The sequence below is a fragment of the Enterobacter sp. SCRI0065 genome, assembly GCF_059766475.1.
The window spans coordinates 91,586-117,057 of record NZ_JCBAJB010000008.1; the positions used below are offsets into that span (position 1 = coordinate 91,586).

Sequence of the window (25,472 nt, forward strand, 5' to 3'; positions counted from 1 at the left end):
TTAATTAATTTCAAGTGGTGTTTTATGGAGTCTGACTCAACGACTCATTCCGCCGCTGGACAAAAAGCGCCGTCAATTCGGTTGCTGTTCAGCGCGCTGCTGCTGGTTATGCTGTTATCCGCACTTGACCAGACTATTGTGTCAACCGCGCTGCCGACCATTGTCGGTGAGTTGGGCGGGCTGGATAAGCTCTCCTGGGTGGTGACAGCCTATATTCTCAGTTCAACGATTGCCGTGCCGCTGTACGGCAAGTTTGGCGATCTGTTTGGCCGCAAAATCGTGCTGCAAATCGCGATAGTGCTCTTCCTGGTGGGTTCTGCGCTCTGTGGACTGGCGCAAAACATGACCCAACTGGTGCTGATGCGCGCCTTGCAGGGACTGGGCGGCGGCGGTCTGATGGTGATCAGCATGGCGGCAGTGGCGGACGTGATCCCGCCTGCGGATCGTGGGCGCTATCAGGGATTATTTGGCGGCGTGTTTGGCCTGGCGACGGTGATTGGGCCGCTCATCGGTGGGTTTATCGTGCAGCACGCCTCCTGGCGCTGGATTTTTTATATCAACCTGCCGCTCGGCCTGTTTGCGCTGCTGGTGATCGGCGCGGTGTTTCACAGCAGCGCGAAGCGCAGCAAGCATGAAATCGACTTTCTCGGGGCGTTTTACCTCAGCATGGCGCTGCTGTGCATCATTCTATTTACCACCGAAGGCGGCACAATACGCCCGTGGAACGATCCGCAGCTGTGGTGCATCCTGGCCTTTGGCCTGACGGGTATTGCCGGGTTTATCTATGAGGAGCGCCTGGCGTGGGAGCCGATTATTCCGCTGTCACTGTTCCGCGACCGCAGCTTTCTGCTGTGCAGCCTGATCGGCTTTATCATCGGGATGTCGCTGTTTGGCTCGGTGACCTTCCTGCCGCTCTATCTCCAGGTAGTCAAAGACGCCACACCGACGCAGGCAGGGCTCCAGCTGATCCCACTGATGGGTGGCCTGTTGCTGACCTCGATTATTAGCGGACGGATCATCAGCCGTACCGGAAAATACCGCCTGTTCCCGATTCTCGGCACCCTGCTTGGGGTGATAGGCATGACGCTGCTGACGCGCATTATGATTGATTCACCGACCTGGAAGCTGTACCTGTTCACCGGTGTGCTGGGGATGGGGCTTGGGCTGGTGATGCAGGTGCTGGTGCTGGCGGTGCAAAATAGCGTGTCGTCCAGCCAGTACGGCGTGGCGACCTCCGGCGTCACGCTGTTTCGCTCGATTGGCGGGGCGATTGGTGTGGCGCTGTTCGGCGCGGTGTTCACGCACGTTCTGCAAACGGGCCTGATTGAACGCCTGCCCGAAGGGGCCGAGCTCCCGCGTGAGCTTAACCCGGTGGCGATCCACAATCTGCCGGATGCCCTACGCCTGAGTTATCTGGATGCCTTTGGCTCCGCGATCCATGCCGTATTTTTAATGGCGGCAGGGATAATGGTACTGGCGTTTGTGCTGTCGTGGTTCTTACGCGAGACACCGCTGCGCCGGGATAATGCGCATCCGTAGCCGCTAAAAAATGGTCGTCCGATTTTCGGTTGTGAGGGGGAAGTGGAAAGCACCACACTCATCCGGCACCTCACAACCGGAGAACACCATGAACTTCAACGCGCTTCATCATCAACACGCACCGTTACTGATTGCCAACGTCTGGGATGCCAGCAGCGCGCTGGCCGCACAGGATGCAGGATATCTTGCCCTTGGGACGTCCAGCGCTGCTATTGCCAGCATGCTGGGCTACGACGATGGCGAAGCTATCTCGTTTGAAGAACTGTTTTTCATCGTTACGCGTATTCGCGCGGTCACCATGTTACCCCTGAGCGTTGATTTGGAGGCCGGGTATAGCGAAACGACGCGTGGGGTTATCGAGAATATTCAGCGTCTGGCAACGCTTGGAGTGGTGGGCATTAATCTTGAAGACAGCCGGGTTATTCGCGGTGAGCGTTATGCAGAAGCGGTGTCCAATTTTGCCCTTAAGCTCGAGGACGTTCGTGATGCTTGTCCAGACATGTTCCTGAATATTCGCACCGATGCTTTTTTGATGAACCACGCGCAGGCGCTTGACGAGACGTTGCGTCGCGGCCAGTGCTATCAGGCTCACGGTGCCGACGGCTTTTTTGTGCCTGGCGTGACCCAGGATGAGGATATCAAAACCCTCGTTCGCGAAGTTGGGTTGCCGTTAAACGTTATGTGCATGCCCGATCTTGCTGATTTTGATGCGCTTGCCGCATCGGGAGTGCGTCGCATCTCGATGGGAAATTTTGTGCATTCAGCAATACAAACGCAGCTAAAGGATTTACTGTTTACGATTCAGAACGCGCAATCCTTCGCGGGAGTTTTCAGCCATGAAAGTCATCGATAGCACGCAGTGCGATGCCTGGTATCAGGCGCTGCTCGACCGCGCGTCGGAGTTTACCGGCGTATTCTACGTTGGCGTAAAAACCACGGGTGTCTTTTGCATCTCAGTCTGCCGGGCGCGCAAGCCGAAGCGTGAAAACGTCGATTTTTATGATGACTTCAAATCGGCGCTGGACGCGGGATTTCGTCCCTGTAAGGTCTGTCGCCCAACGGAGAATGCCTGCACCGCGCCGGAATACATCGAACAAGCCATGAAGCTGGTGCGAGAAAGTCCCAAAACCCGCATCACCGATGCCGACTTACGACAGCAGGCGATCGGCCCGGAACGTGTGCGTCGCTGGTTTTTGCAACATCACGGCATGACGTTCCAGGCGTTTCAGCGGATGCAGCGGGTGAACGTGGCGCTTCAGGAGCTCAAAGGCGGACGCACGGCAACCGACGTGGCGTTCGACAGTGGTTATGAGTCGCTAAGCGGATTTGGCTATACCTGCAAAAAGCTCACCGGGTATGCACCGAGCGAGCATCAGCAGGTGATTCTGATCCATCGCTTCACAACGCCGATCGGACCCATGTTTGTGTGCGCGACGGAGCGCGGCATCTGCCTGCTGGAGTTTGTCGACAGACGCATGCTGGAAACCGAGTTCAGCGACTTACAGCGTCTGTTTAAGGCGAGGATTATGGCGGGTGAAAACAGCCATACGCGACAGATGGAAAAAGAGATGGGTGAGTATTTCTCGGGCTCCCGCCAGCAGTTCGACATCACCCTGGACACGCCGGGCAGCGAATTCCAGCGCGTCGTCTGGCAAGGCTTACAGGACGTACCGTTCGGCGAGACGTCGCACTACCAGGCGCTGGCAACCCGGATCGACAGGCCCGCCGCAGTGCGTGCCGTCGCGGGCGCAAACGGTGCCAATCGCGTGGCTATAGTCATCCCCTGCCATCGTATTATTGGCAAGGACGGTTCGATGACCGGTTACGGCGGTGGGCTCGCGCGTAAAGCGTGGCTCATCGCCCACGAAAACAAACACCGTTAAGGCATATTCCTTTTTCTTCTGGTTGATGCTTTTTCGTTTTTTAGCGTAGCGCGTCGTTGCCGATATAGTCATGAAAACGTTTATCAAAAGGAACTGACGGGTGACATTACGATTCGGTGCATTATTTCTCGTGGGCCTGCTGCTGGCGGGTTGTGACCAGGGCGGTAGCGATGCCAAACATATCAAAGTGGGCGTGATTAACGGCGCAGAGCAGGACGTAGCGGAGGTCGCGAAAAAGGTCGCAAAAGAGAAGTACGGTCTGGAGGTCGAGCTGGTGGGGTTTAGCGGCTCACTGCTGCCGAACGATGCCACCAATCAGGGCGAACTGGATGCTAACGTGTTCCAGCATCGTCCGTTCCTCGCGGAAGATAACAAAGCCCACGGCTATAAGCTGGTGGCGGTCGCCAATACCTTCGTCTTCCCGATGGCGGGTTATTCTCGCAAGGTCAAAACGGTTGCCGATCTGAAAGACGGTGCCACGATCGCCATTCCCAACGATCCGACCAACCTTGGCCGCGCGCTGCTCCTGCTACAAAACGAAAAGCTGATTACCCTGAAACCGGACACCGGCCTGCTGCCGACGGCGCTGGATATTACCGCAAACCCTAAAAACCTGAAAATTATGGAGCTGGAAGGGGCACAACTGCCGCGTGTGCTCGACGATCCGCAGGTCGATGTGGCGATTATCAGCACCACCTACCTGCAGCAGACCGGGCTGTCGCCCGTGCACGATAGCGTGTTTATTGAAGACAAAAACTCGCCGTACGTGAATATCGTGGTGACGCGCGAAGATAACAAAGACGCGGAAAACGTGAAGGAATTTATTCAGTCGTACCAGTCACCAGAGGTGGCGAAAGCGGCGGAGAAAATTTTTAACGGCGGGGCGGTGCCTGGCTGGTGATGAAACGATATCGGGGCATTAGCGGTCTTCTCGGGTATGCCAGAGATCGACGATATAAATCGTGGTGTCCCGAATTTCGTAATGTACCTCATATTCATCGAAGAGCATTTTCCTGACTTCGCGAGGTTCATAACGCGCCTGGACCATCCCCATGCCGGGATAAGCGCCCAGGCTTGTTGTTCCAGCGATAAGTCTGTCCATCACGTCGTTAGCGTGCTGGCGGCTATATTGCTGCGCGAAACGGTATATCCGTTCAAGATCGTCCTGAGCTTTCCGTGTCCAGAAGATGTCCATTCGTTACTCTTTTTTCAGACGTGCCGCAAAATCCAAAATTTCTGAGTGGCGAACCACGCGTCCCGCATCAACATCAGCCAGCCCTGCAAGTATGTCGCCATGACGTCGATCTCGTTCAGCGAGCATAAACATCAACGCCTCTTTGATAACCCAGCTTTTTGAACGATCCAGTTCGATAGCCAGTTTTTCCACCGCTAAAGCCAGTTCAACAGGGATCTGGGCGCTGATGGTCTGTTTTGCAGAAGAATGCATAGCTGACCTCTAATTAATAAAAGTTAATAACTTTTATTAATGTAGCATAAATTAGCTGCTTTCTTCATCATCCTCAGATGAGAGAATAAAGATGTACTTGCTGTCATTGGCCCAATTTCTCCATCCGCGTTTCCCCTTCCACCATCGACAACTGATACAGCGAAAACGATCTGTGTTTTTCAATCAGATTCGCCAGCTCCGGCGAGTGGCTGGTGAGCCAAATCTGCGAGTAGCGGCTGGCCTCGGCAATGAGGCTGGCCAGAGCAGGTAGCATTTGCGGATGCAGGCTGTTTTCCGGTTCGTTAAGGGCGATAAAGGCAGGCGGACGCGGGCTGAGTAGCGCCACCGCCAGACACAGAAAACGCAGGGTGCCGTCGGAGAACTCTGCCGGTTCCAGGGGCCTGCTTAACCCCTCACGTTGCATCATCATCCGAAAGCGCCCGTCGGCGTTGTCGCTGTAAAACACGCAGCCGGGGAAGGCCTGATCGAGGATGCGCATCAGCAGCAGCTCGTCGCCAATCTCGACAATGGTCTGGAACGCCGCCGCCAGGTTTGCACCGTCGCTGGCGAGTATCGGCGAGCGAAAGCCCACCTGCGGCGCGCGCATCGCCGATCCGGACGAGACGGAAAACTCGTGGTAAAAGCGCCAGTTGCGCAGCGATTCGCGCATCTGGGAGACTTCCGGATAAAGATGTGGCTCGCCGAGCTGTCCAAAAACCGATTCGTTCTCGTACAGCGTGCCGCTGTGGGTCACTTTTTCGTGATGAATATTATTGAGAAATACCGTCTGGTTTTTGCGCTGCATCAGGCGTGAAGAGGGTCGGCGATGCTGGCCGCTGAGCCAAATCGTCTCCTCTTTTATCACTGGATCCAGCTGGAACTGAGAGGGATAGGGGAGCTTCTCGACAAAACCGACCTGAAGCTCATATTCATAGGTTTCCATTTCTACCGCCAGGTTCACGCGACGCAGCCGAACGCTGCGCGTTTTACCCGCCCAGAACACCTTCAAAATGCCGCCTTCGTTCGCCAGCGCCTGAGAAAACAGCCCCTGCGCCGCGCTGTGCATCAGGTGTATCGCCTTGTAGATATTTGATTTCCCGGTGCCGTTCGGCCCGAAAACGATATTGAGCTGTTCCAGCTCTAGCGACATCTGGCGAATCGAACGGTAGTTTTCAATGTGCAGAGTTTTGATCATCGGCGCACCTGATCTGGCGAAAATATGCTGTATATATTAACAGTATTTTTGGGCGAGGGTGAAAAAAAAGACGACAGTGAGGATGTCGTCTTAAGAGTCGTGCTTGTAAGGACCTCTCGGGCTAGGGGTCTTCGCGTTATTGAAACTTAGATAATGGCCAGGCGCAGACCCAGCTCGTCAGGATACGGATCGAAATAGTTTTGCGTCTGCAAATATTTATCCGGATGCTCCGCCAGATAGTGCTTCAGCAGGGTGAGCGGGGCGAGTATTGGCAATACGCCTGCGCGATAGTTAAGGATGACCTCGCGCAGTTCCGAGCGCTGACGCGCGTTGAGCTTCTCGCGGAAATAGCCCTGAATGTGCATCAGCACGTTGGTGTGATTTTTACGCGAGGCGGGCTGCTTCAGGATCGCCATCAGCTTTTCGCGATAGACCTCGAAGAAGGCGTCCAGATCTTTCCACTCGTGCAGCGAGGCAACGAACGGCCCTATCTCACGGTATCCTGCCTGATGATGCGCCAGCAGCTGTAATTTGTAGCGGCTGTGAAACGCCAGCAGCGCGCCGCGTGTCAGGCCGTTGGCCCGCAGTGCGTTCAGTTCATGCAGGGCAAAAATGCGTGCGATAAAGTTTTCACGCAGCACCGGATCGTACAGGCGTCCATTTTCTTCGACCGGCAGCCACGGATACTCTTCCAGTATCGCGGCGGTAAAAATGCCAATCCCTTCTTTGCTGCCCGAGTTGCCGTTTTCATCATACTGGCGTACGCGCTCCATGCCGCAGCTTGGGGATTTAGCGCAGACGATAAAGCCGTCCAGATTCGCCACGCCTGGCAAATACTGCTCGGCAAAATCGGTCATTTTTTCAGTGACGTCGTCATGAGGCGCATGAGTAAAACGCATGAGTGTGTCGCCGTCAGGTGCTTTGACCAGGCGCAACGCGGGACGGGGAACAGGCAAGCCTATCGCCATTTCCGGGCAAACGGGTTTGAACGTAACGCGCTTTGCCAGGGCATCCATCACAAAGTCCATCCGCTTATGACCGCCGTCAAAGCGCACGGCCAATCCGGTCAGGCACCCACTGATACCGAGTACGGGTTTGTTGTTCATGATGAGCACCTCTGGCTGGCTGTTTTGTGGCGATAAAAACAGTATAGCCAAAACTTACACAAACGTATTTATTTGTGTAAGTTTTGTTGAGGGTTATTTATATTTATCTTAATAATCAATTAGTTTGTGGCGTTCCTGGGGGTGATAAACGCTACGTTTTTTCAACTTCCCTTATAAGTAGAGTAGCCGTACTGGCTCAGTAACAAAGGAATGTGCAGCTTTTCGTTAGTGCGAGTGACAGTGAACTGCACTGGGATTTCCGGGAAGAAGGAGTCCAGCTTCTGGCTGCGGAAGTAGTCGCTGGTTTTGAACGTCACCTTGTAAACGCCAGGCTGCATGTCTTGCTCCTGCGGATACAGCGACTTAATGCGCCCGTCTGGATCGGTTTTGGCGCTCGCCAGCGTCGTCCAGCTATTCTGCTGCTGCTTTTCCAGCGTCACGGTGACATCGGGTGACGGCAGCCCGGTTTGCTGGTTAAGAATGTGCACGCTCAGGGTACCGGCTGGGGCGGCAAACACCGCCGGGATCGCGGTGAGGGAAGCAAGAACGATAAGGCTGGATAATTTATTCACGTTGAAGTCCTGTCAGATGAAATAACAGGGAAAATTTAGCACTCTGCGGGCGAAATAATATTCAACTTTTCGTGATAACTGATGGATCGGTTATTTTTATAGGATAATGACGTCGAGGTAATTAACCTGTTCGCGCCATTTCTCAATCTGTTTTTTGCGCGCCAGGGTTAATTTCGCGCCGGTCACCAGCAGCCATTTTCGCTCGGGGAAAATCTCCGGTGCCAGCGCCGCAGGCGAGGCCGGAAGCAGATCGATACGGTGGCCTTGCCCGGTGCGCTTTAGCGCTTCGAGCCAGATTTCGCAAGGGTCGGTTAACTGCCAGCCCGCGAGAATATAATTATCGCCTGGTGCTTTACGATCGCCCTCCAGGCAAAACGAGGTGTAGGCAATAATAATGCCGTCGAGCACTTCGCGCAGGGTCATCATCGCCGGAATATTCGCCGACAGATGGCTGCGTAGTGGGCGTAATACTTCCGTCACGAGTTCCGGACGCGGATATTCGCGACCCGAATCGTAAATAAGCTGGCGCAGGGATTCTATTTTTCCCTCTTTCAGGCGCTGGAGCATCGTTTCTTGCAGCGTGACCCAGTTGTTGGTGCGTCGCGAGCCGGGACGTTCCAGCAGCGGCTTGACCTGGCCGATGGGTACGCCTTTTTTCACCCAGTCGAGAATTCTCAACGCCTGCTGCACGTCGTCGTCGCTGTACAGGCGGTGTCCACCGTCAGTGCGCAGCGGTTTGAGCAGGCCATAGCGGCTCTGCCACGCCCGCAGGGTGGTCGCGTTGATGCCGCATAGTCTGGCAAACTCGCCGATGGAATAAGACATGAATGACGCCCGGTGAAAAAGATAAGTCTTAATATACTACGGATATTCCTTCGCTGAATGAACCCCCGGCGGAGTGCACTACACTTATTATCCATCGTAAACAGGAAAGGAGTTCTTATGAAGCTATGGCCCGTTTTAACCGGCGTTGCAATTGCACTGACGCTGGTCGCCTGTAAATCCCCTACGCCACCGAAAGGCGTGCAGCCTATTTCGGGGTTTGATGCCGGGCGCTATCTGGGGAAATGGTATGAGGTTGCTCGTCTGGAGAACCGCTTCGAGCGCGGGCTGGAACAGGTGACAGCCACCTACGGCAAACGCAGCGACGACGGCATCAGTGTGCTGAACCGCGGCTACGATCCGGTCAAAAATAAATGGAACGAGAGCGAAGGGAAAGCCTACTTCACCGGCGAGCCAACCAATGCTGCCCTGAAGGTATCGTTCTTTGGCCCGTTCTACGGCGGTTATAACGTCATTGCCCTGGACGATGACTACAAATACGCGCTGGTCAGCGGCCCGAACCGAGACTACCTGTGGATCCTCTCGCGTACGCCGACCATTCCGGATGCGGTCAAGCAGGATTACCTTAACATCGCACGTGGTCTGGGGTTCCAGGTGGAACAGCTGGTGTGGGTGAAGCAGTAAAAAGGCGAGGGGCGAGAGCCCCTACAAATCGGGGGAGCAATGATTATTCCACTTTCCATTTTAGAAGTTCGGTAATGTCTTTCTCTCCCTCTGCTTCCTTCAAACGGCGCTGGTATTCTGAAAAACGTGAGTATTCAGCGTCTGCCTTATCGTTTGCCATTTTCTTACTTATTGTTCCGGCACCCTTCAGAACATCGCGGTCATTGAATGCTAAAAACTGATCGAGTTTTTCCTGCCAGTCATACAGAAAAACTTGCTTGCGGCGTTTTGCCTGATCTTCCGCAAAATCTAGCCACATATTCACAATGCGATTAAGTTCGTTTACCTCTTCCTGGTTTAAATAATTCTTGGCTACTGAGATGTCGCATTTACGCACCTCATCACCTTTAAAACTGGTTAGGCCCATATGAGGTTGGTTGGCATCGGAGCGGTAATGGATCAACTCAGCGGCAGTTTTTCCTGTACAGGCAAAATGGAGTTTGTTTTGAATGGTTTTAAAAAATAACGTGGTCTCTTTGAGAGACGGTTGATAATCAGCGGCTAAGGCAAAAATCTCTCTTACCCGTAGATAAACTCGACGCTCGCTGGCGCGAATATCACGGATTCGCTCCAGCATTTCGTCAAAGTAATCAGGTACGATGGAGGACCCAACGGGTGGATTCTTCAACCTTTCATCATCCATAACAAACCCTTTTACCAGGAATTCCTGAAGAGTTTGTGTCGCCCACTGGCGGAAATGCGTGCCCTGAGGGGAACGGACGCGATAGCCGACAGCAAGTATCACTGGGAGGCTGTAATGAAGGGTACTCCGGCTAACCTGACGGTTACCTTCTTGTCGAACTTGTAAGTAAGCCTTACAGGTTGAATTTTGCTCAAGCTCCATGTCGTTATAAATTGCTTTGATATGCTGAGTAATCGCTTGAGGCGTAACTTGATAAAGTTCAGCCATTGATGCTTGCGAAAGCCATAACGTTTCTTGCTCAAATCGACATTCAATGCGCAGCTTGCCATTGCCGCTGGAAAAGATCACAAACTCACCAGCAGGGGATTGGGTTAAGTTTCCGTTTTGCATGGGAGCTCCGCATAATTGATATCATCGCCACATTATGCCAGAAAGGCTGGAATGAGTTCATTACACGAACAGCTAATCGAGTGGACTCATTACGCTAATTTATTTCGTGCTTTTTTCGTAGGGCAATGTCGCTGCGCGTGAATAGACTTCCGTTTATGGCCGAACGGGAGATATCGAGATGAACTGGCAACCTTTTCGCGGCGATGCGCCCCGCGATATGACGATTTACAGCGCGTCGTTTCCCGATATCAGCGATCGATGGCCGATGAAAGACGATGCCACAAGAGAGATCAATGCGCTCAATCTGGCCGTAAAAACCGATCCTCTGCTTATCCCTCCATTGCTTGAAAACGGCGACAACGGACTTCCTGTTCTGATACCCCAGCACGTCCATTCCGAGCAGGCGTTCCGGACCCGTCCGGCGCTGGCAGCCTGGCGCGCTCGGTTGGTACCCAGCGCACTGGCGCTATTTGTGGTGCAAAATCCGCTGGAAGATCGCCTGCCGGAAGGTACCAAAATGGACAGCGAAAGCCGCCAGTGGTTTATCCACGCCAACGATGCCATCGGGGTGCGCTCCCGCGCGCAGGTGTTGGCGGCGCTGGTGGATAAGTACATTCGTAACGATATCGAAAGCGACTGGATAAGCCTGGCGAGCGGGGCGGCGATCCCGGTGCTGGAAGCGCTGCGCACTGCGAAGCTGGACGGGCAGAATGTTCATCTCACGCTGGTGGACGACGACCCGGTTGCCCTGCGTTGGGCTGAAACCATGGCCGCCCAGCAGGGGCTGAACGTGGGCGAACAAATTACGTTGCTCAAGCGCCACCTGGTGCGTCATTTTATTCGCAATGACGATCTGTTGCTGGAGCTGGGTGAACATCAGGCCGAACTGGTGGATGCGCTGGGGATATTTGAATACTTCAACGATGCCGATGCGGTTACCTTCCTACAACGCGCCCTGCGTCTGGTCAAACCCGGTGGGGCAGTGATTATCTCAAACATGCTTACGACCAGCCCACAGATTGATTTTCTGATGCGCTGCATTGGCTGGGACGCCATCTTCCCCCGTACGCTACAGCAGTTGCAGGATATTCATATTGCGGCGGGTATACCGGTAGAGAGCGTCACGGTGGTGGTGCCGAAGGACGGGGTGTATGCGGTGATGGAGGTGCGGGTGGCGGGGTAAATTCTCCCCTGCGTAAGAGAGCGTTATTACATTTATTCAATATCCGTTTTAGCCAGCCGCTCGATTATCGCTACGGTGACCGCGCTCGTAGCAACGTTAATAAACAGATAAAGATACAGCCAGGCGTGGTCGAGATTATCTGAGTAGGAGTCTGCATAAAGTGTGGGATCGCCAAAGCTAAAATAATTCATCAATCCGACAAAGGGTATTCGATGATTTTCGATAAAGACATACTTCATTTCAGGCGCTTCGCGAAGTATGTCGCGGCCTTTTGGAGGATGGTCAGCTCTTCGTCCCGAGTCTACTATTCGCGGGTAGGATCAGAGGTTATGCAGGGTATAGCGTGAGGTGGGGGCATTCTCATGGTGGTAGCCTCAGCCACCACCCGTTCAACATTAGGACTCAGGCATAGCGGAAGAATGATGCGATGAAATTTTCCACTCGTCACCGGTCCAGGCGTAAGTGAAAGTATAGCGGGCAGAAACTTTTGAATTATCTGCAAAAGTAAATGTGTAAGTTCCGGTATCGATGGCTTTATTGCAACCAATACGAATAGTACGACTGTCAATGTGGCCTACGGGTTTCTTTTCCAGGAAATGTTTGAAGTAATCTACACGTTCTGCGTCTGTCAGGCGTACCTGGTTTGAGACCGTTGGTAATAATACGGCATCGGAAAGGTAAGTTTCAGCCACTTTCTGCGGATCACCGGTCTTTAGCGAAGCATTCCAGCGATCAAATAGCGCCTCTATTGCAGCATTGTCTGTCTTCACACAAGTCGCTGTAGGGGTAGCTGCCCCTACAGTTCCAGAAATCAACAGTAACGAACTAATAATACCGATCATCTTTTTCATGTATTTCCTTAATTAAAAATATAACTCCTGAAATGAGAAAGTAGCAAGCATATAGACTGAAAACAATAACTCATGGTTATAGTTACTTTATTTTACACTTAATGATAATAGTTGAATTTAACGCATTAATGTACACCCCCAACTGCTGTTCCATGCCTTCTCAAAATGCTCTATATCACAGATAGTTAACTGCATTTAGCGAATAAAAAATTTCTCATTAAAGGTAATGCCCTACTGAAGCGACTGGGCTATATTTCATTTTCCGCAGAACGCTTAGAAAATTCATTATAAACATTAATAATTAGTAAACGATCCAGCATGACGACATTGACTGTACATTGACAAAGTAAATAATACCCGTAGGGTATACGATATCTGATTCTACACTTGGTCTTTTTTCAATAGACAAACTCGTTTGGTATAAGGATAAAAATGAAAATTTTATCACTTTGTTCAGCTGGTATTATTTTTTTAATATCAGGATGTTCAATGATGACAACAGAAGAAGAACGATTAAAAAACTGTGAGGCAACAGGTATAAGTAAAGATACCTGCTACCTGGTTGAGAAAGCCGACAGACGGCAGGAAAAAGACCAGAGTGATACCCGTTTGCACGAGCAAAATTTGCGGGTCATTAAGCAAATGGGAGTAAAGGGCCTTGGGCTTCCGGAGTAAACAGTGATACCCAATTGAGACCCATTTACGCTGGTCTTTGTTTATCAGTGCTGCGCGCTTTGCGCGCAGTGTTTATTATGACACATATCGTGAACGACACGAGAACGGGGGAGCGTATGCACTCATCAGCTATCTTCAGCACAGTGGACTGTATCATTAAGTGCGAATTATTTACTCTCTCACTTTGTACACCCAGCGGGTGCCAAGATCGTTAATAAGTTCGTACTCCAACGGTCGAGTCCCCTTTCCAGGTTCTACAGGAATGCTAACACTCGACACCGGTGCCACCATTACTCCGCCGAGGCGAGAACCCATAAAGCTCATATTTGTCAACGTCATATGCCACGGTGTGGGATTTGTGACCACCATCCGTTGCCCATTTTGCGCTGACTGTAAACTAAAGCGAAGTTTATTACCGTCTTGTTCTACCGGGTCATCTACCCCTTCCGGGCGAATAAAGACTTTCATCCTCAGACGCAATGGCAACACTACCTGCCTGGCCCCTGATACAGCAGCGGTATTAGGGGGGATTTGGTAAATATTCAACCAGAATAGTGACTCTCTATTTTTCGATAAAGCCTCTGTAGACGTCAGCATAAGTTGTACCACACGAACTTCACCTGGTTTCATACTAAACACTGGAGGAACAGCAATAAGCGGCGTGGACGTTTTTTCAGGCGGCGTAAGAGGATCGCCATCATCACTCCATATTTGTACCATCGTGGGCTGTTTCTCTGAATTCGAGAGCGTGAGTGATGCTGAGAGTTCTCCCTGATGGATGATTACCCGGGTTCCTTCAACGTTAACCACCGCCCGTGCAACGGGCAGTAACGCAAAAATAATCAACAAGGCGGGTACAAATTTCATCTCCATCCCTCTATTGAAAGCTGACCATAATCTGCAATTGCGCATTCACTGTGCCTGGCGTGACTGACTGCTGGCTTATTGCTTCAAGCGATGCGTTAAAACTTCCCGTATAGACGTCCGTATTACCACTCGACACAAGGGTCGTTAAATCTCTGAACGCATACCACCCTCTTGTATTACCAGTGCCGTAAGAAGTGAGATCTGGCAGCAAATTCAATGCGCTACCTCTGTCGGTATAGATACGTATTCCCACTCCGGAGGCCTCCCCAGCTCCTGCACCATAATGATTATCCAGTAGCCAGGTTAAGCCTCCACCTGAAGTAACTAACCCTAACGACGTGGCCGCGGTTACAGCTCCGGGCTGATTAACTAAAAATCCCATTGAGACGTTCGCCGCGCTGGTTGTCGATTGGTTGGTACTGGACAACGCGCCAGTTTCACATTCAATGGTGACGTTAAATCCAGCCTGACTGATCCCCCCCTGACTCAATTGCGTTGCCGTAATGGTGGGCAAGGCCACCACGTTCGGGAAATCATTAACCCGACAGGTCGCACCGCGGACAAACGTTACGCCAGTGCTATAAAGGCTCCAGGCCCCGGGCCATGCATTGTACCAGCCATCATAATTCGAAGCAGAGTCAGCACCTTCCGTGATGTTTGCGCTCAGTCCCGGGCCTTTAAAAACGGAGTAGCCATGGGGTTGCGAATACATATAGGTGTATCGATTGGAGGAGTTACTGAAATAGGTTGTGCTGTCGATGCGGAAAATTTCCATCATTACATCGCTAAACGCACTGGCTGGAATATAAATATAGGTTCCATCGGAGAACCAGTCTTCTTCTGAAAGCTTCCGTCCCTGCCAGTAACGTGAAAAGTAAGCCCCTGTTTTCAAATTAGTGAGCCGAACGGCAACGTTACGCACATAACTATAGTAAGCCCCCTCTACTTCACTCGCGGCATACATCCCTGTCCAGGTATTGTCTCCGTTCGTGGCATACATTTCATATAAGCTATCCGCATCGGCAACAGCACAGCGAAACAAGATCTGATTTGAAGTATAAGCCGTTGTTGCACCCTGGCTCAAAAAGCTAATGGATGAACTGGCAAGCAACGTGCCTGAAGGCTGAAATGTTCCGCTGCTCAAACTGATGATACCTGGGATACCAATATTCCTGCCGTTACAGGTATCACAGGCTCCGGTCCAGCTGGTCGCTGTATATCCGGCATTTATCGCAGCCTGAGAAAGCGTACTGTTACTCGTGACCCGACTACATGCTGCCCAGGACGTATGGCACACTATCAATAACGCTAACAATCCTGAAACCTGTAAAATACGTACGCTCATCTTTCCCCCCGAGGCAGACAGGGCTGATTTAAATGTATAAAGCGCTCCCCGGAACGTGAAGGTAAGGTGTAATGCACCTCACACTGCTCATTCATAGATTCTCCCCATTTAATTGTCAGAATGCCGCTCTGCTCGGCAATGCGTGCATAAACCTGCCCTCCCTGGCCCACCATACCCTTACTATTACCCGTAACATCAACTACATCGGCCCCCATTGGGGGATAATTTCCCTCCGGCAGTTGGGTGGTGATTAAGACTGCCTGCCCTCGCAGCGTGGTGAACGTAACTTTCGCCACCGCCCCAGCGTATGGGACGACTTTTTCGCTGCCTCCCAGTAGCTCGGTGTCGTCATCCATTTGGCTCGAGTCCAGCGTTATGGTGTTGTACTGATAGGGTGTCAAAGACGGGAGAACCGCGTAACCAAAACGATTGATTTGCGCACCCTGTCCATTGCGGATCTTAGCCCCCTTCGCACCTGGCGCATTGATGAGAGCAAATGTATCGCTGGTATACGGACCTGCCGTAATCCCCCCCTGATGCAGAAGCAATGTACCGGAAGTGCCAACACCATATTGTCGGTAACCTTCTCCGGTGCTGGCAGAGGCGCGTACTGAACCCAGTGACGTATTTTGCTGAACACTGCCCCCAGCCGTCATCGCACTATGACTGTGTTGATAATTATCCAGCCCCGTATACGCCGACCAACTGAGCGGATTGTCGTCACCGGTCGCCCCCGCGACATTGAGTATGCCGGAACGGGAATCACCGGTGCGGGTCATGTCCAGAGACGCGATGGCTTTTGTCTTACCAAAATCAAACGGGATAGAGACTCCCATCGAGAAGAGCGTCTCAGTAAAACGCTCGTCTCCCGTCGTATCAAAGTCTGCATCATTAACACTATTGAAAAAACGTCCCCTGTCCATGACAGTACGCTGACGCGCAACATTGAGGTTATAACCGATACTTCGCCAGCTATTGCTGTATCCCAGCTGCAGTTGCGTTACCCGCGATGAATTATCATAGTAATCGCTGGTACTGGCAGTGAAGTTAAGCATTCCCCAGCTATCCATCGACTGATTAACCGAAGCAGAAAAGCGATTCTTCTGATTTAAATTGTCGGACCAATACTCCACACCGTTCTGATACTGATGACGTTGCCCGAGTACATCCTGCAGGTCTCGAAAGCCGGCAGTGGAGTAACGCCAGGCCGCCAGGACAATGCTGGTTCCCGTATCAAAGTTCCGGCTGTAACTTAACTCACTACGCCACCCTGTCTCGCTTTGACCGACGATTTCAGCGCGAGACCAGGTGGTATTTAACCCGAACGCTCCCACTCTGGTGCTGATAACCGTTCCGATTAGGCCCGCAAAGTAATCATCAGCGACACGGACACCGCTGTTCAGAGTAAGCGTATTACTTATCCCGCGTTGTATAACGCCTTCAACAAACTGGTTATCAACAGAGGAGAAATCCCTGACTTTCCCGGCTGCAAACTCATACTGCCAGTTACCAGGGCGTATGGAGTCAGGTACAGAGGTATAAGGGACAGTAAAGGTCGACACGCGACCCGTCGCTTCAAGGACTGTCACTTGAAGATCGCCCTGGTCGCGAGTGTTGTATAAATCACGGATCACGAACGCACCGGGCGGCACGTCTGTCTCATAGATAATTTGCCCGAGCTGACGTATTACAACATGAGCCGAGGTTGCCGCAACCCCGCGGACTTCTGGAGCAAAGCCCCGTCGGCTCTGAGGCCACATTCTGGTATCGGTAGCTAATTTAATCCCGTTAAACGATAAGCTGCCAAACAGGCTGTTGCTTGTGTAACTTTCTCCGATTGCCATCACGCTATCGATCGCGGGAAGAGGACGCTCTACCCAGGTACGTACTGAATTATATTTATATTCGCTACCGGCTAAATCGCTGTCATAATACCGCAAGTTACCCTGATGACGAATCTGCCAAAGTCCTACGTTTGTCCCTGCGTTTACGGCACTCCACAGGTAGTTGTAACTGTAGTCATTTCGGGTATCGTCAGTCCGTGTAAAGTTGGTGTTATGACGCAAATACATCACCGGTACGCCGCCGTCCCATTCCGAGACGGGAATATATCCACGCGGTATATGCAATAAAGCCTGTTGTGGTACACGCAGATCGAGACGCAGGGTCGTCATATCCAGCGCTTCAGAGACGGTTTGTCCGGTTTCCGAAAGCAGTAAACATTCAGGATATTTACGTACTTTTTGCGACTGAACGCGAATAGCCGTTTTTTGCATTAGCTCGGGGGACAGGCAAGGTGAAATCTCGCCGCTATCATCCGCATTGAACATGACGGTTTCGCCAGTTGCAATGAGCTGACCGTTAACGAAGACATCCAGTATATGTTTTCCCGGCTCGACCGCGGGTTCTGTCTGATTGAACCTGGCTAAATCCTGCCCATATGATGCTCCTTTTAATAATTCCGGGTCAAAGTAGTAGTCCTCTGCCTGTACAAGCGGAACATAACTTCCGGTACCCAGTATTAATAAGAATGCGACCTTTTTTAGAGGGCAAACGGACCGTTTATAACGGTATGTCACCACTGATGCCTGCTCCCTGATCGTTAATAACGGTCAACGAAATCGTGTTATTTCCCGAACTCGTCGCGCGAGTAAACCAAAATGTGCGACTACCAAATGGATTAACCATATCGGCAGCGGCCTGCGGTGAGCCACTGGTTCCGTTTAGCTGTATGCGGCTTACATTGAGGTAGAAAGGTAAAGTATTGGTAAGTGTCACACCGATGCGGTTGCCTTCTCTCGCAGGAGAGGCTTTTATGGTTGAAATAACATTTGCAGGCAGGTTACCTAGCCGTGAAGGGCGATAAAATAATTTCACCCTGTTACGTAACACCACCAACATTTTATTTCTGCCATCAGTGGCAGCACCGCCAGCATTTGATGGTGGGATCTGCTGGAAATTAAAATAGAAAACGGATTCACGGTCTTCCGGTAAACGACGCGAGGACGTGTGAGATACACGCACAACCTGCCCGGCCCGGGCCTGGATACGAAATGAGGCAGGAGTTGCCATGAAGGGGACGTTTGTTTTACTTTCCGGGCCATCATTGATATTTCCGGCGTCAAACCATGTCTGTACGACAAAAGGAATATTTGCATTGTTTGCCAGATTGACATCAACGGAACGCACATCACTACGGTAAATAATGCGTGTTCCGGTCATCGTCACATTAGCCCAGCTGGAAATACTCGGCATTAAGGCAAGAAGAGTGAGGGGAATCAAGCGCATAAAATACAATGACTTAAATGCAATCATACTCATACCCTGTTCTGACAAGAGAAAAAGATTTTCTGGATATGATGATTATAAGTCAGTGTTGTAGAAACTGCCGATGATTAACTCTTTATTAGGTCTTGTACCAGGGATATTGATAGTTCACAAAATAGGGCCTTTAATCAGGCCCTCTGGAATTTAGAGGTAAGAAATAGCATACTGCATCGTTGTCATTACGCTGCCAGGTGCGGCAACGCCTGTCGCAAAATACTGTGCAGTATAGGTTGAACTTGCGCTGGTCTGTCCCGAGGTCAGAACCAAATCTCTGTTTCCGGTAAAACCATTAGTAAAATCAATTTCAGTATTAGTGGTATCGAGGATTTGTAATTCAACATTCTGGGCAGTGCCCGTATTGCCTAAATTACCGGACTCTGTTACCTGATTACCGACAAAGACGGTAGAAAAGCTCATACCGTCTTCGCTTGCGGTACAACCAGTGACGCCCACTTCAAAGGTCGTCGCGCCAGCCACTTTTCCAGCTTCATTAAGCTGAGCGGTACCCACAGTCGGCAATAACACTACCGGTGAGGCATCATTACCATTTACTGAGATCGAACATGTTTGGGCTGCCACTTCACCCTGAAAAGTTATAGTATTACCTGATGCAAAGGCTAAACCAGGCAGTATCAAAGCGGCACAAGCTAAAGTGTATCGTTTCAACATGATTTAATTACCTTCTCTGTCGGAATTAAGAAATAAATACTGAATGAACAGTCAGTTGCTCACGAGTAGATACTGTGATGATATACGAACCAAATCACGTGCCACGTCATTGTGAGTATTCAAATAGATAATTATTTATTCCCTTAGATTACTCGTTAAGAAAAATCTTAACAGTTGTTTTATACAGAACTACATATATATTGTATAAATTAAAGAATTAATGTAAATGACTATATTACAAACAAAGCACTAACATTTTAGGAACAATTAATAAGACCCTTCAATGATAAAATAAAAATTCGCAGCTAAGAGCCATGCAGCTGCAGAAAATAAAATATATAATTTCTACAGGGTGCATTCCACGTCGATATTTACAATAAAAAAGTCGCTACGTCAGATAATTAAACAGTTAGCGAAGCGGACAGCAGTGAGTCCAGTACCGGATACGATCGAATTACCTACCGAACAGGACGAGGGTTATCAGAATCAGACATACAGTGTGGTGGGCATCTGGCACTATCCGATGCCGTCAGAAGAAAACGAAATCTTATGTCACCAATCGATGCGAGTATCCTGCGGTTCCGGAGTAAGGCTAAAGGTATGATGGGCAACCAATACCGGGACGTCTTCTTAAAGAAGAATGAGTAGGTTGCTACGCTAAAGCCCTTTGGCTTAACCTGGGATCATCACTGTAATTTGAAGATTAACAACTATTACACTATTACTTTAAAAGTAAAATATGCTTTTTATTTACAGGTGGTAGCTAAATGTTTGAAAGCATCAATCAAAATGCCTTGAAAAGCTTGAGCTGTTTTGCTGCTGTAACTTTTTTTTCCCTAAGTCACTTTTGTACATATGAATGTTTCATCAGCAATGACGTGATGAGCATCCTCTATTTTACCTCGACAATCGCTAAACCACTTTTCTTTTTATTAATGGGCTATATAGATGAAGTTGAGAAAATATCAAAAAAAGAGTTATATTCGAAAATACGTTCAATAATTTTCATTATAATTTTTTGGAATTTGGTCTTATCTGTCATTAATACACCATATGTTAACATGAGCTATATACTCCAGAACGGTATATTGCTGGGAATGGTAATTATTTACATTTCATATCCATTAATTCTATCCTGCATCAAGAAGTGGAAAGTTGCAGTATTAGTTTCTGCTGTGCTCATCTTTAGCTTGAATGCCTTTTATGTTTTTGGTGACATCGATAGAAATAACGATCCAATTTATATTTCAAGCTATTATTCAATATGGATTTGGGCTTGCTACTATGTAATTGGACATATTCTTGGAGAGCCGAAAGGTCGGAGGTTCACTAAAAAAAGAAATATAGTCATCTCGGCAAAATTATTTCTGATACCAATCGCGGTTTCATTGTACTTTTTTGATCGTTATTTATCGATTAACATTCATGTGAGATTCGTTGGTTGGTTTCTGTTGGAGCACTTACATTTGTTGTGTTTGTGTTTAGCATTATTTATTGTATTTGATAATATCAAAATTAAGAATCGGCTGGTTATTAGGTTAGTCGAATTTATCAGCCCGGCAATGGTAGGCATATACATTGTTCACAACAGCGTCTTCTTCATTGTAAATGCATTTTATAATTTTAATGACGCGATTTTTAAAATAACATTCTCAATAATTGTTTTTATATTTTTCGTACTCTTATGTAGGCTTTTATTATTAAATCGCCTCACGGAAAAACTTATTTCATTTTGACCATTACTAGAGCCACTTTGGATTTCGTGTGAAGGAAATGGTTAACCACCGATGTGGCCCTTCTTCACCAATAGCAACAGCAATTCTTTCACGAATATTATCAAATTTCCTAACGCCATAATGCTCCATGCTCTCAGGTATAACTATATGAATTTCAATAAAAAGACCTCGCCCAATGCGAGTGGCGTAGTTTGAATGTTCCAGGAAACCGTATTCCATGGTCAACTGTGCCATTATAGATTCCATCCTACAAGCCAGGCTTGTGGGCGTAATTTGTAAAATTTCCCTTCCTGCTGAGATAACTGTTTTAACTGGTACAGGAATAAGTATTAATGTTAGTATTGCTAAAGCAGCAGGATCTGTATATGCATTAAGATATTCATATCTTGTTCCCTCAAGAAGCCAATAAAAAAAGAAAGCGACTAAAAGTGCCAAACTGATGCATGCTGACATTAGCCAGCTTTTGGTATCAAGAGATATTAATCCTGACTTTAGTTTTTTATTAATTCTGCGTTGCTTAAAGTAAATGATAAAACAAATTGAACTGACAGAAATAGCATATGCCAGCGCCCATCCTAATTCAAGTTCTCGCCCCCCTTTGAGGATTCCATTAACAGCATTAATAAATGCATAAACACATAATAAGGTTAGCATACTTCCATTAAACGCCAGTACTAATGGTTCCACGTGTAAAAAACCATATTGAAAACGACGGCTAAGTGGCTGAGCAATAAGCCGGGAAACTAAAAGCGACAGTGAACACATTCCAGCATCCACCGCCGAAAACATGCCGTCGAAAACAATTGACATGGAACCACAGAGTAAGCCAAAAATAACACCTGCCCCTGCAACAATGAAGGTAAAACAAATTGAGTTTTTCAGTACTCTTTGCTCGAGTGTTGTGCTTTGGGTCTGTTGTTGTTCTGATTTGTAAATACCATTCATAATTACTTCCTATTAAATCCCCGTCAACTTTAGTAACTGGCCTGTTGCATTTTCTACAGGCCAGTTAATGATCCGTTTTTATTTATATTGGGAATACATAATTATCAACATCCAGGAAATAATAAGCGGGAGGCGCTAAGGCCTCCCGCTTATCGACATTAATAATCGACAGGGTCGCGAATAATGGGACAGGTCATACAGTGCCCGCCACCCCTGCCACGGCCTAACTCGCTGCCGACTATCTCTATCACTTCAACACCCTCTTTACGCAGCTGCGTATTGGTTTTGGTGTTGCGGTCATAGGCCATCACCACTCCCGGAGACAGTGCGACCATATTATTTCCGCTATCCCACTGCTGGCGCTCGGTGTCATAGTCATTACCTTCTGTTTCCACCACACGCAGTTTTTTAAGATTCAGTGCCCCCGCCACGGCTTCAACAAAGTTATCGCTGTCACGGCTCAGCTTCATTCCGGTAGGCCCGCTGTCAGGACGCAGGGAAAACGTTTTTATTTGACTGACGATGGCTGGATACAATGTCACGACATCGCGATCGCAGAAGGTAAATACGGTATCAAGGTGCATTGCCGCGCGTAATTTCGGCATGGCGGCAATCATCACTCTCTCAACGCCTGAGTCTGGATCGGCAAATAGGTTACTGGCCAGCTGCGTGATGGCCTGATGTGATGTCCTCTCGCTCATACCAATAAGCACTGTTTTATTGCCTATTGGCATCACATCCCCTCCTTCCAGCGTGGCCGTACCGTGGTGGACCGTCGGGTCACCCCACCAGACTTTCACCTTGTCTTTGCCAAAGTCAGGATGGAATCGATAGATTGCAGTGGTGAGCAAGGTTTCTTCATGGCGCGCGGGCCAGTACAGCGGGTTGAGCGTCACCCCTCCGTAAATCCAGCACGTCGTGTCCCGCGTGTAGAGCGTATTGGGCAGCGGGGGCAAAAGATACTCGGTGATCCCTACCGCCTCGCGAATTAATTTAAGTTCTTCGTGGTCAGCATACCCCTGTTGAGCCAGCTCAGTGGTTGAGAGGCCGCCAATAAGCACTTCAGCCAGCACCCTCGGCTCTAAGCTGTCGAGGAAACTCCTCGTTTCAGTCAATATTCCCAGAGACACTTCATTAGGTACTATCTGCTGGTCCAGAATCCATTTTCTGGCCTCAGGCTGTGTCAACGTTTCCGCCAGAAGATTATGCATTTCCACGACTTCAACGCCTTTCTCACGCATTTTAGTCATGAAATCAAAATGATCCCGCTTGGCCCTTTCAACCCACAGCACATCATCAAACAAGAGTTCGTCGCAATTACTTGGCGTCAGACGGTTATGCGCTTTTCCGGGCGCGCACACCATCACTTTGTGCAATTTCCCCACTTCAGAATGCACGCCCAGCGCATGGCCTTTATTAATAGTATCTGGCATATCTGATTCCTCTGTTAGATGGTAATTGCACCGGTTGCTAAACTGTAAATCGCAACCAGCGCTGCAATCATGACAACGACAAAAATAGTCAGTTCAATAGATGTAAATGCTTTCGCCTTTTGTTCACGTTTTGCCAGCAAATATAAAATTGTGCCCGGGCCGTAGATAATGGCCGATAAAAGTAAATATTTCATACCCCCGGCATAGATCATCAACAAAGAATAAAACGTCGCGAGGGCGGCAATGATTAAATCTTTCTTCCGGTTAGAATCCCCGCGTTCATAACTCTCTCTTGTCCAGGCGAGCTTTAATCCGTATGCAGCGACGAGCAGATAAGGTATTAACGTCAGAGAGCTGGTCAGCTCCAGTGAAAGCTGGAACGCATAGTCGCTCAGCAACGTGAGCAGAAGGAAGACCTGAATCGTAATATTGGTCAGCCATACTGCGGAGTAAGGAACCGCATTCGCATTTTCCCGGGCAAACAGGGCCGGCATGCTCTGGCTTTTTGCAGCACTGTACAGCACTTCTGCACCCAGCAGTGACCAGGAGAGATAAGCCCCAAGCACGGAAACAAGCAGCCCCACGCTGATAAATATTGATCCCCATCGTCCAACCACCGCCTCAAGCACCCCCGCCATTGAAGGCTGGCGCAATGCGGCTAAATCCGGACGTAATAACACGCCGTACGAGAGCATAGTGATCATCACCAGAAGACAGAGCACGCCGATAAACCCAAGGACAGTTGCAACCCCAACATGGCTGCGTTTTTTTGCATAGCGTGAATAAATACTTGCGCCTTCGATACCCAGAAAAACAAATACTGTTACCAGCATCGTGCTGCGCACCTGGTTGAATAATGACTCCGGTGATTCTGCAGGTGGCAGATGAGTTGCCGCGTGACCGACATAGCCAAACTCATCGAGGTGGTTTAAATCAATCGCAGAGGCTGTAGGTAGCGCCTGAGGTGTTCCCCAGAAGTTTTGCATAAAGGTTTCATTATTAAAGGCAAATATTAAAATGACGATAAAAAGAATAATGGGGACTATTTTCGCAACCGTTACAATAGTGTTAATCGAGGCGGCACCTTTTACGCCTCGTAGCACAAGGAAGTGAAATCCCCACAGCAATGCTGAAGCGAACAGCACAGCGAATAGCGTATTACCGTCACCGAATGCAGGGAAAAAAGCGCCCAGAGTAGACTTTATTAAGACGAAATAAGAGACGTTGCCAATACATGTCCCGGCCCAAAAGCCGAGGGCCGAGGCGAAGCCGAGATAATGACCAAAGCCCGCCTTTGCATAGATGAACACCCCCGAATCAAGATCGGGTTTACGTTCAGCAAGCGTCTGAAATACAAAAGCAAGCATTAACATGCCACCACCAGCAATGCACCATGCAATAATTGCACCTAATACGCCAGTAGCCCTGCCGAATGTAGCTGGTAAAGAAAAAATCCCTGCACCGACCATGGATCCGACGACCAGTGCCGCCAGCGACCATTGTGATAGCTTATTTACAGTAGAGTTTTCCATGTCATTCCTTTTAAGTATTACTTAAGTGTAAATTTTCAAAAAAAATGCCCCGTTGGAGTTCACTAAAAGCTTAGTCTCTGCATTTGTTTTTTAGCAAAGAAATCACTAATTTTCGCTATATCTGGTGGTCAGTAGCTTGGCCTACACATCAACTAAATAATTGTTTATTATCGATAATGTTATTTTAAATAAATATAATCCTTCTTATCTTTGGTCACATCTATTTCCCATTTTGACGAAAACATAGAAAGGGAATGCCATAAGCCAGAAAATTATATAAATAGCGTGAATCTGCACTGATACGGCCTCGTAACAGGACGTGATAACGGAAACGGCTTGCGGGTAACGATTTTCAGCACTTGATGAACAGCTAACTTTTAATGCTGACTGAGCTTTTATCTTTGCCAGAAGGGATTAGAACAAAATCGCGATCTTGCTTCTCAAAAAAATAACTAATTAATTTTCTTGAGGAAACACCTAGCAATCGTAGTTTAAATTGAATCACGAATGTGAAATATTAATGGAGATTATTATTAAAATTCCTTCCCTTAAGTACATGGAGCAGGTGACGGTGTCCTGAAACCTGGTCAGGTTGAACTATCGCGGCTACTGTTAAATATCTGCACAC

General features: G+C 49.1%; 25 protein-coding genes. 8 read left to right on the forward strand and 17 right to left on the reverse strand.

Features of this window, described 5'->3' with window-relative positions; all coding sequences use genetic code 11:
- Positions 1-24 precede the first annotated feature (24 nt).
- From AC6EMZ_RS18785 to nlpA, 4 genes are all read left to right on the forward strand, one after another.
- Positions 25-1,539 (forward strand): MDR family MFS transporter, encoded by a 1,515-nt coding sequence (locus AC6EMZ_RS18785; RefSeq protein WP_498404280.1) that lies wholly within the window; start codon positions 25-27, stop codon positions 1,537-1,539.
- A gap of 88 nt (positions 1,540-1,627) precedes the next feature.
- Positions 1,628-2,392 carry an isocitrate lyase/PEP mutase family protein gene (locus tag AC6EMZ_RS18790; RefSeq protein ID WP_498404281.1) on the forward strand — a complete coding sequence of 255 codons (765 nt, stop codon included), beginning with the start codon at positions 1,628-1,630 and terminating at the stop codon, positions 2,390-2,392.
- A complete protein-coding gene (locus AC6EMZ_RS18795) occupies positions 2,376-3,422 on the forward strand; it encodes a bifunctional transcriptional activator/DNA repair enzyme AdaA (protein ID WP_498404282.1) in 1,047 nt (348 codons plus the stop codon). Before AC6EMZ_RS18790 ends, AC6EMZ_RS18795 begins: the two co-directional genes overlap by 17 nt.
- Positions 3,423-3,522: 100 nt before the next feature.
- Entirely contained in the window at positions 3,523-4,323 is an 801-nt protein-coding gene (gene nlpA, locus AC6EMZ_RS18800; RefSeq protein ID WP_498404283.1) for a lipoprotein NlpA, read from the forward strand.
- Between the two features lie 18 nt (positions 4,324-4,341).
- On the opposite strand, the gene AC6EMZ_RS18805 is transcribed toward nlpA, so the two are convergent.
- From AC6EMZ_RS18805 to AC6EMZ_RS18830, 6 genes are all read right to left on the reverse strand, one after another.
- Entirely contained in the window at positions 4,342-4,617 is a 276-nt protein-coding gene (locus tag AC6EMZ_RS18805) for a type II toxin-antitoxin system RelE/ParE family toxin (RefSeq protein ID WP_498404284.1), read from the reverse strand.
- A gap of 3 nt (positions 4,618-4,620) precedes the next feature.
- Positions 4,621-4,869 (reverse strand): CopG family ribbon-helix-helix protein, encoded by a 249-nt coding sequence (locus AC6EMZ_RS18810; RefSeq protein WP_498404285.1) that lies wholly within the window; start codon positions 4,867-4,869, stop codon positions 4,621-4,623.
- A 103-nt stretch (positions 4,870-4,972) separates the two neighbouring features.
- Entirely contained in the window at positions 4,973-6,064 is a 1,092-nt protein-coding gene (locus AC6EMZ_RS18815) for an AAA family ATPase (RefSeq protein WP_498404286.1), read from the reverse strand.
- Between the two features lie 146 nt (positions 6,065-6,210).
- The gene (locus AC6EMZ_RS18820) at positions 6,211-7,170 is read right to left on the reverse strand and encodes a YbgA family protein (protein WP_498404287.1); all 960 of its coding nucleotides are present in this window, start codon (positions 7,168-7,170) and stop codon (positions 6,211-6,213) included.
- A gap of 161 nt (positions 7,171-7,331) precedes the next feature.
- Positions 7,332-7,742, reverse strand: a complete 411-nt coding sequence (gene uraH, locus AC6EMZ_RS18825) for a hydroxyisourate hydrolase (protein ID WP_498404288.1) — start codon at positions 7,740-7,742, stop codon at positions 7,332-7,334.
- Between the two features lie 96 nt (positions 7,743-7,838).
- The gene (locus tag AC6EMZ_RS18830) at positions 7,839-8,567 is read right to left on the reverse strand and encodes a MerR family transcriptional regulator (protein ID WP_498404289.1); all 729 of its coding nucleotides are present in this window, start codon (positions 8,565-8,567) and stop codon (positions 7,839-7,841) included.
- Positions 8,568-8,684: 117 nt separating this feature from the next.
- On the opposite strand from AC6EMZ_RS18830, the gene AC6EMZ_RS18835 reads away from it, so the two are divergent.
- Positions 8,685-9,209 (forward strand): lipocalin family protein, encoded by a 525-nt coding sequence (locus AC6EMZ_RS18835; RefSeq protein ID WP_498404290.1) that lies wholly within the window; start codon positions 8,685-8,687, stop codon positions 9,207-9,209.
- A gap of 43 nt (positions 9,210-9,252) precedes the next feature.
- Here AC6EMZ_RS18835 and AC6EMZ_RS18840 read toward each other — a convergent pair whose 3' ends face one another.
- Positions 9,253-10,281 (reverse strand): virulence RhuM family protein, encoded by a 1,029-nt coding sequence (locus AC6EMZ_RS18840; RefSeq protein ID WP_498404291.1) that lies wholly within the window; start codon positions 10,279-10,281, stop codon positions 9,253-9,255.
- Positions 10,282-10,459: 178 nt separating this feature from the next.
- Here AC6EMZ_RS18840 and AC6EMZ_RS18845 point away from each other — a divergent pair, with 178 nt between their 5' ends.
- Positions 10,460-11,464 (forward strand): class I SAM-dependent methyltransferase, encoded by a 1,005-nt coding sequence (locus AC6EMZ_RS18845; protein ID WP_498404292.1) that lies wholly within the window; start codon positions 10,460-10,462, stop codon positions 11,462-11,464.
- A 32-nt stretch (positions 11,465-11,496) separates the two neighbouring features.
- Here AC6EMZ_RS18845 and AC6EMZ_RS18850 read toward each other — a convergent pair whose 3' ends face one another.
- Complete coding sequence (locus tag AC6EMZ_RS18850) at positions 11,497-11,703, reverse strand: hypothetical protein (RefSeq protein ID WP_498404293.1); 207 nt, start codon at positions 11,701-11,703, stop codon at positions 11,497-11,499.
- A gap of 156 nt (positions 11,704-11,859) precedes the next feature.
- On the reverse strand, positions 11,860-12,315 hold the full coding sequence (locus AC6EMZ_RS18855; protein WP_498404294.1) for an SgcJ/EcaC family oxidoreductase: 456 nt from the start codon (positions 12,313-12,315) through the stop codon (positions 11,860-11,862).
- Between the two features lie 432 nt (positions 12,316-12,747).
- Here AC6EMZ_RS18855 and AC6EMZ_RS18860 point away from each other — a divergent pair, with 432 nt between their 5' ends.
- Positions 12,748-12,990, forward strand: coding sequence for a hypothetical protein (locus AC6EMZ_RS18860; RefSeq protein WP_498404295.1), 243 nt, complete (start codon positions 12,748-12,750; stop codon positions 12,988-12,990).
- A 171-nt stretch (positions 12,991-13,161) separates the two neighbouring features.
- Here AC6EMZ_RS18860 and AC6EMZ_RS18865 read toward each other — a convergent pair whose 3' ends face one another.
- From AC6EMZ_RS18865 to AC6EMZ_RS18885, 5 genes are all read right to left on the reverse strand, one after another.
- Entirely contained in the window at positions 13,162-13,857 is a 696-nt protein-coding gene (locus tag AC6EMZ_RS18865; RefSeq protein ID WP_498404296.1) for a fimbria/pilus periplasmic chaperone, read from the reverse strand.
- A gap of 10 nt (positions 13,858-13,867) precedes the next feature.
- Entirely contained in the window at positions 13,868-15,202 is a 1,335-nt protein-coding gene (gene stbD / locus AC6EMZ_RS18870) for a fimbrial usher protein StbD (protein WP_498404297.1), read from the reverse strand.
- A complete protein-coding gene (locus AC6EMZ_RS18875) occupies positions 15,199-17,781 on the reverse strand; it encodes a fimbrial outer membrane usher protein (RefSeq protein WP_498404298.1) in 2,583 nt (860 codons plus the stop codon). The genes stbD and AC6EMZ_RS18875 overlap by 4 nt, the downstream gene beginning before the upstream one ends.
- Positions 17,765-18,517, reverse strand: coding sequence for a fimbria/pilus periplasmic chaperone (locus AC6EMZ_RS18880; protein ID WP_498404299.1), 753 nt, complete (start codon positions 18,515-18,517; stop codon positions 17,765-17,767). The genes AC6EMZ_RS18875 and AC6EMZ_RS18880 overlap by 17 nt, the downstream gene beginning before the upstream one ends.
- A 156-nt stretch (positions 18,518-18,673) precedes the next feature.
- Entirely contained in the window at positions 18,674-19,198 is a 525-nt protein-coding gene (locus AC6EMZ_RS18885) for a fimbrial protein (protein ID WP_498404300.1), read from the reverse strand.
- 881 nt (positions 19,199-20,079) lie between these two features.
- Here AC6EMZ_RS18885 and AC6EMZ_RS18890 point away from each other — a divergent pair.
- Positions 20,080-20,934, forward strand: a complete 855-nt coding sequence (locus tag AC6EMZ_RS18890; protein WP_498404352.1) for an acyltransferase family protein — start codon at positions 20,080-20,082, stop codon at positions 20,932-20,934.
- 6 nt (positions 20,935-20,940) lie between these two features.
- Here the strand turns inward: AC6EMZ_RS18890 and AC6EMZ_RS18895 are convergent, their stop codons facing one another.
- The 3 genes from AC6EMZ_RS18895 to AC6EMZ_RS18905 form a co-directional block, all read right to left on the reverse strand.
- Positions 20,941-21,879 (reverse strand): cation diffusion facilitator family transporter, encoded by a 939-nt coding sequence (locus AC6EMZ_RS18895; RefSeq protein WP_498404301.1) that lies wholly within the window; start codon positions 21,877-21,879, stop codon positions 20,941-20,943.
- Between the two features lie 158 nt (positions 21,880-22,037).
- Positions 22,038-23,312, reverse strand: a complete 1,275-nt coding sequence (gene arcA, locus AC6EMZ_RS18900; protein WP_498404302.1) for an arginine deiminase — start codon at positions 23,310-23,312, stop codon at positions 22,038-22,040.
- 14 nt (positions 23,313-23,326) lie between these two features.
- Entirely contained in the window at positions 23,327-24,844 is a 1,518-nt protein-coding gene (locus AC6EMZ_RS18905; RefSeq protein ID WP_498404303.1) for an amino acid permease, read from the reverse strand.
- Between the last annotated feature and the right edge of the window lie 628 nt (positions 24,845-25,472).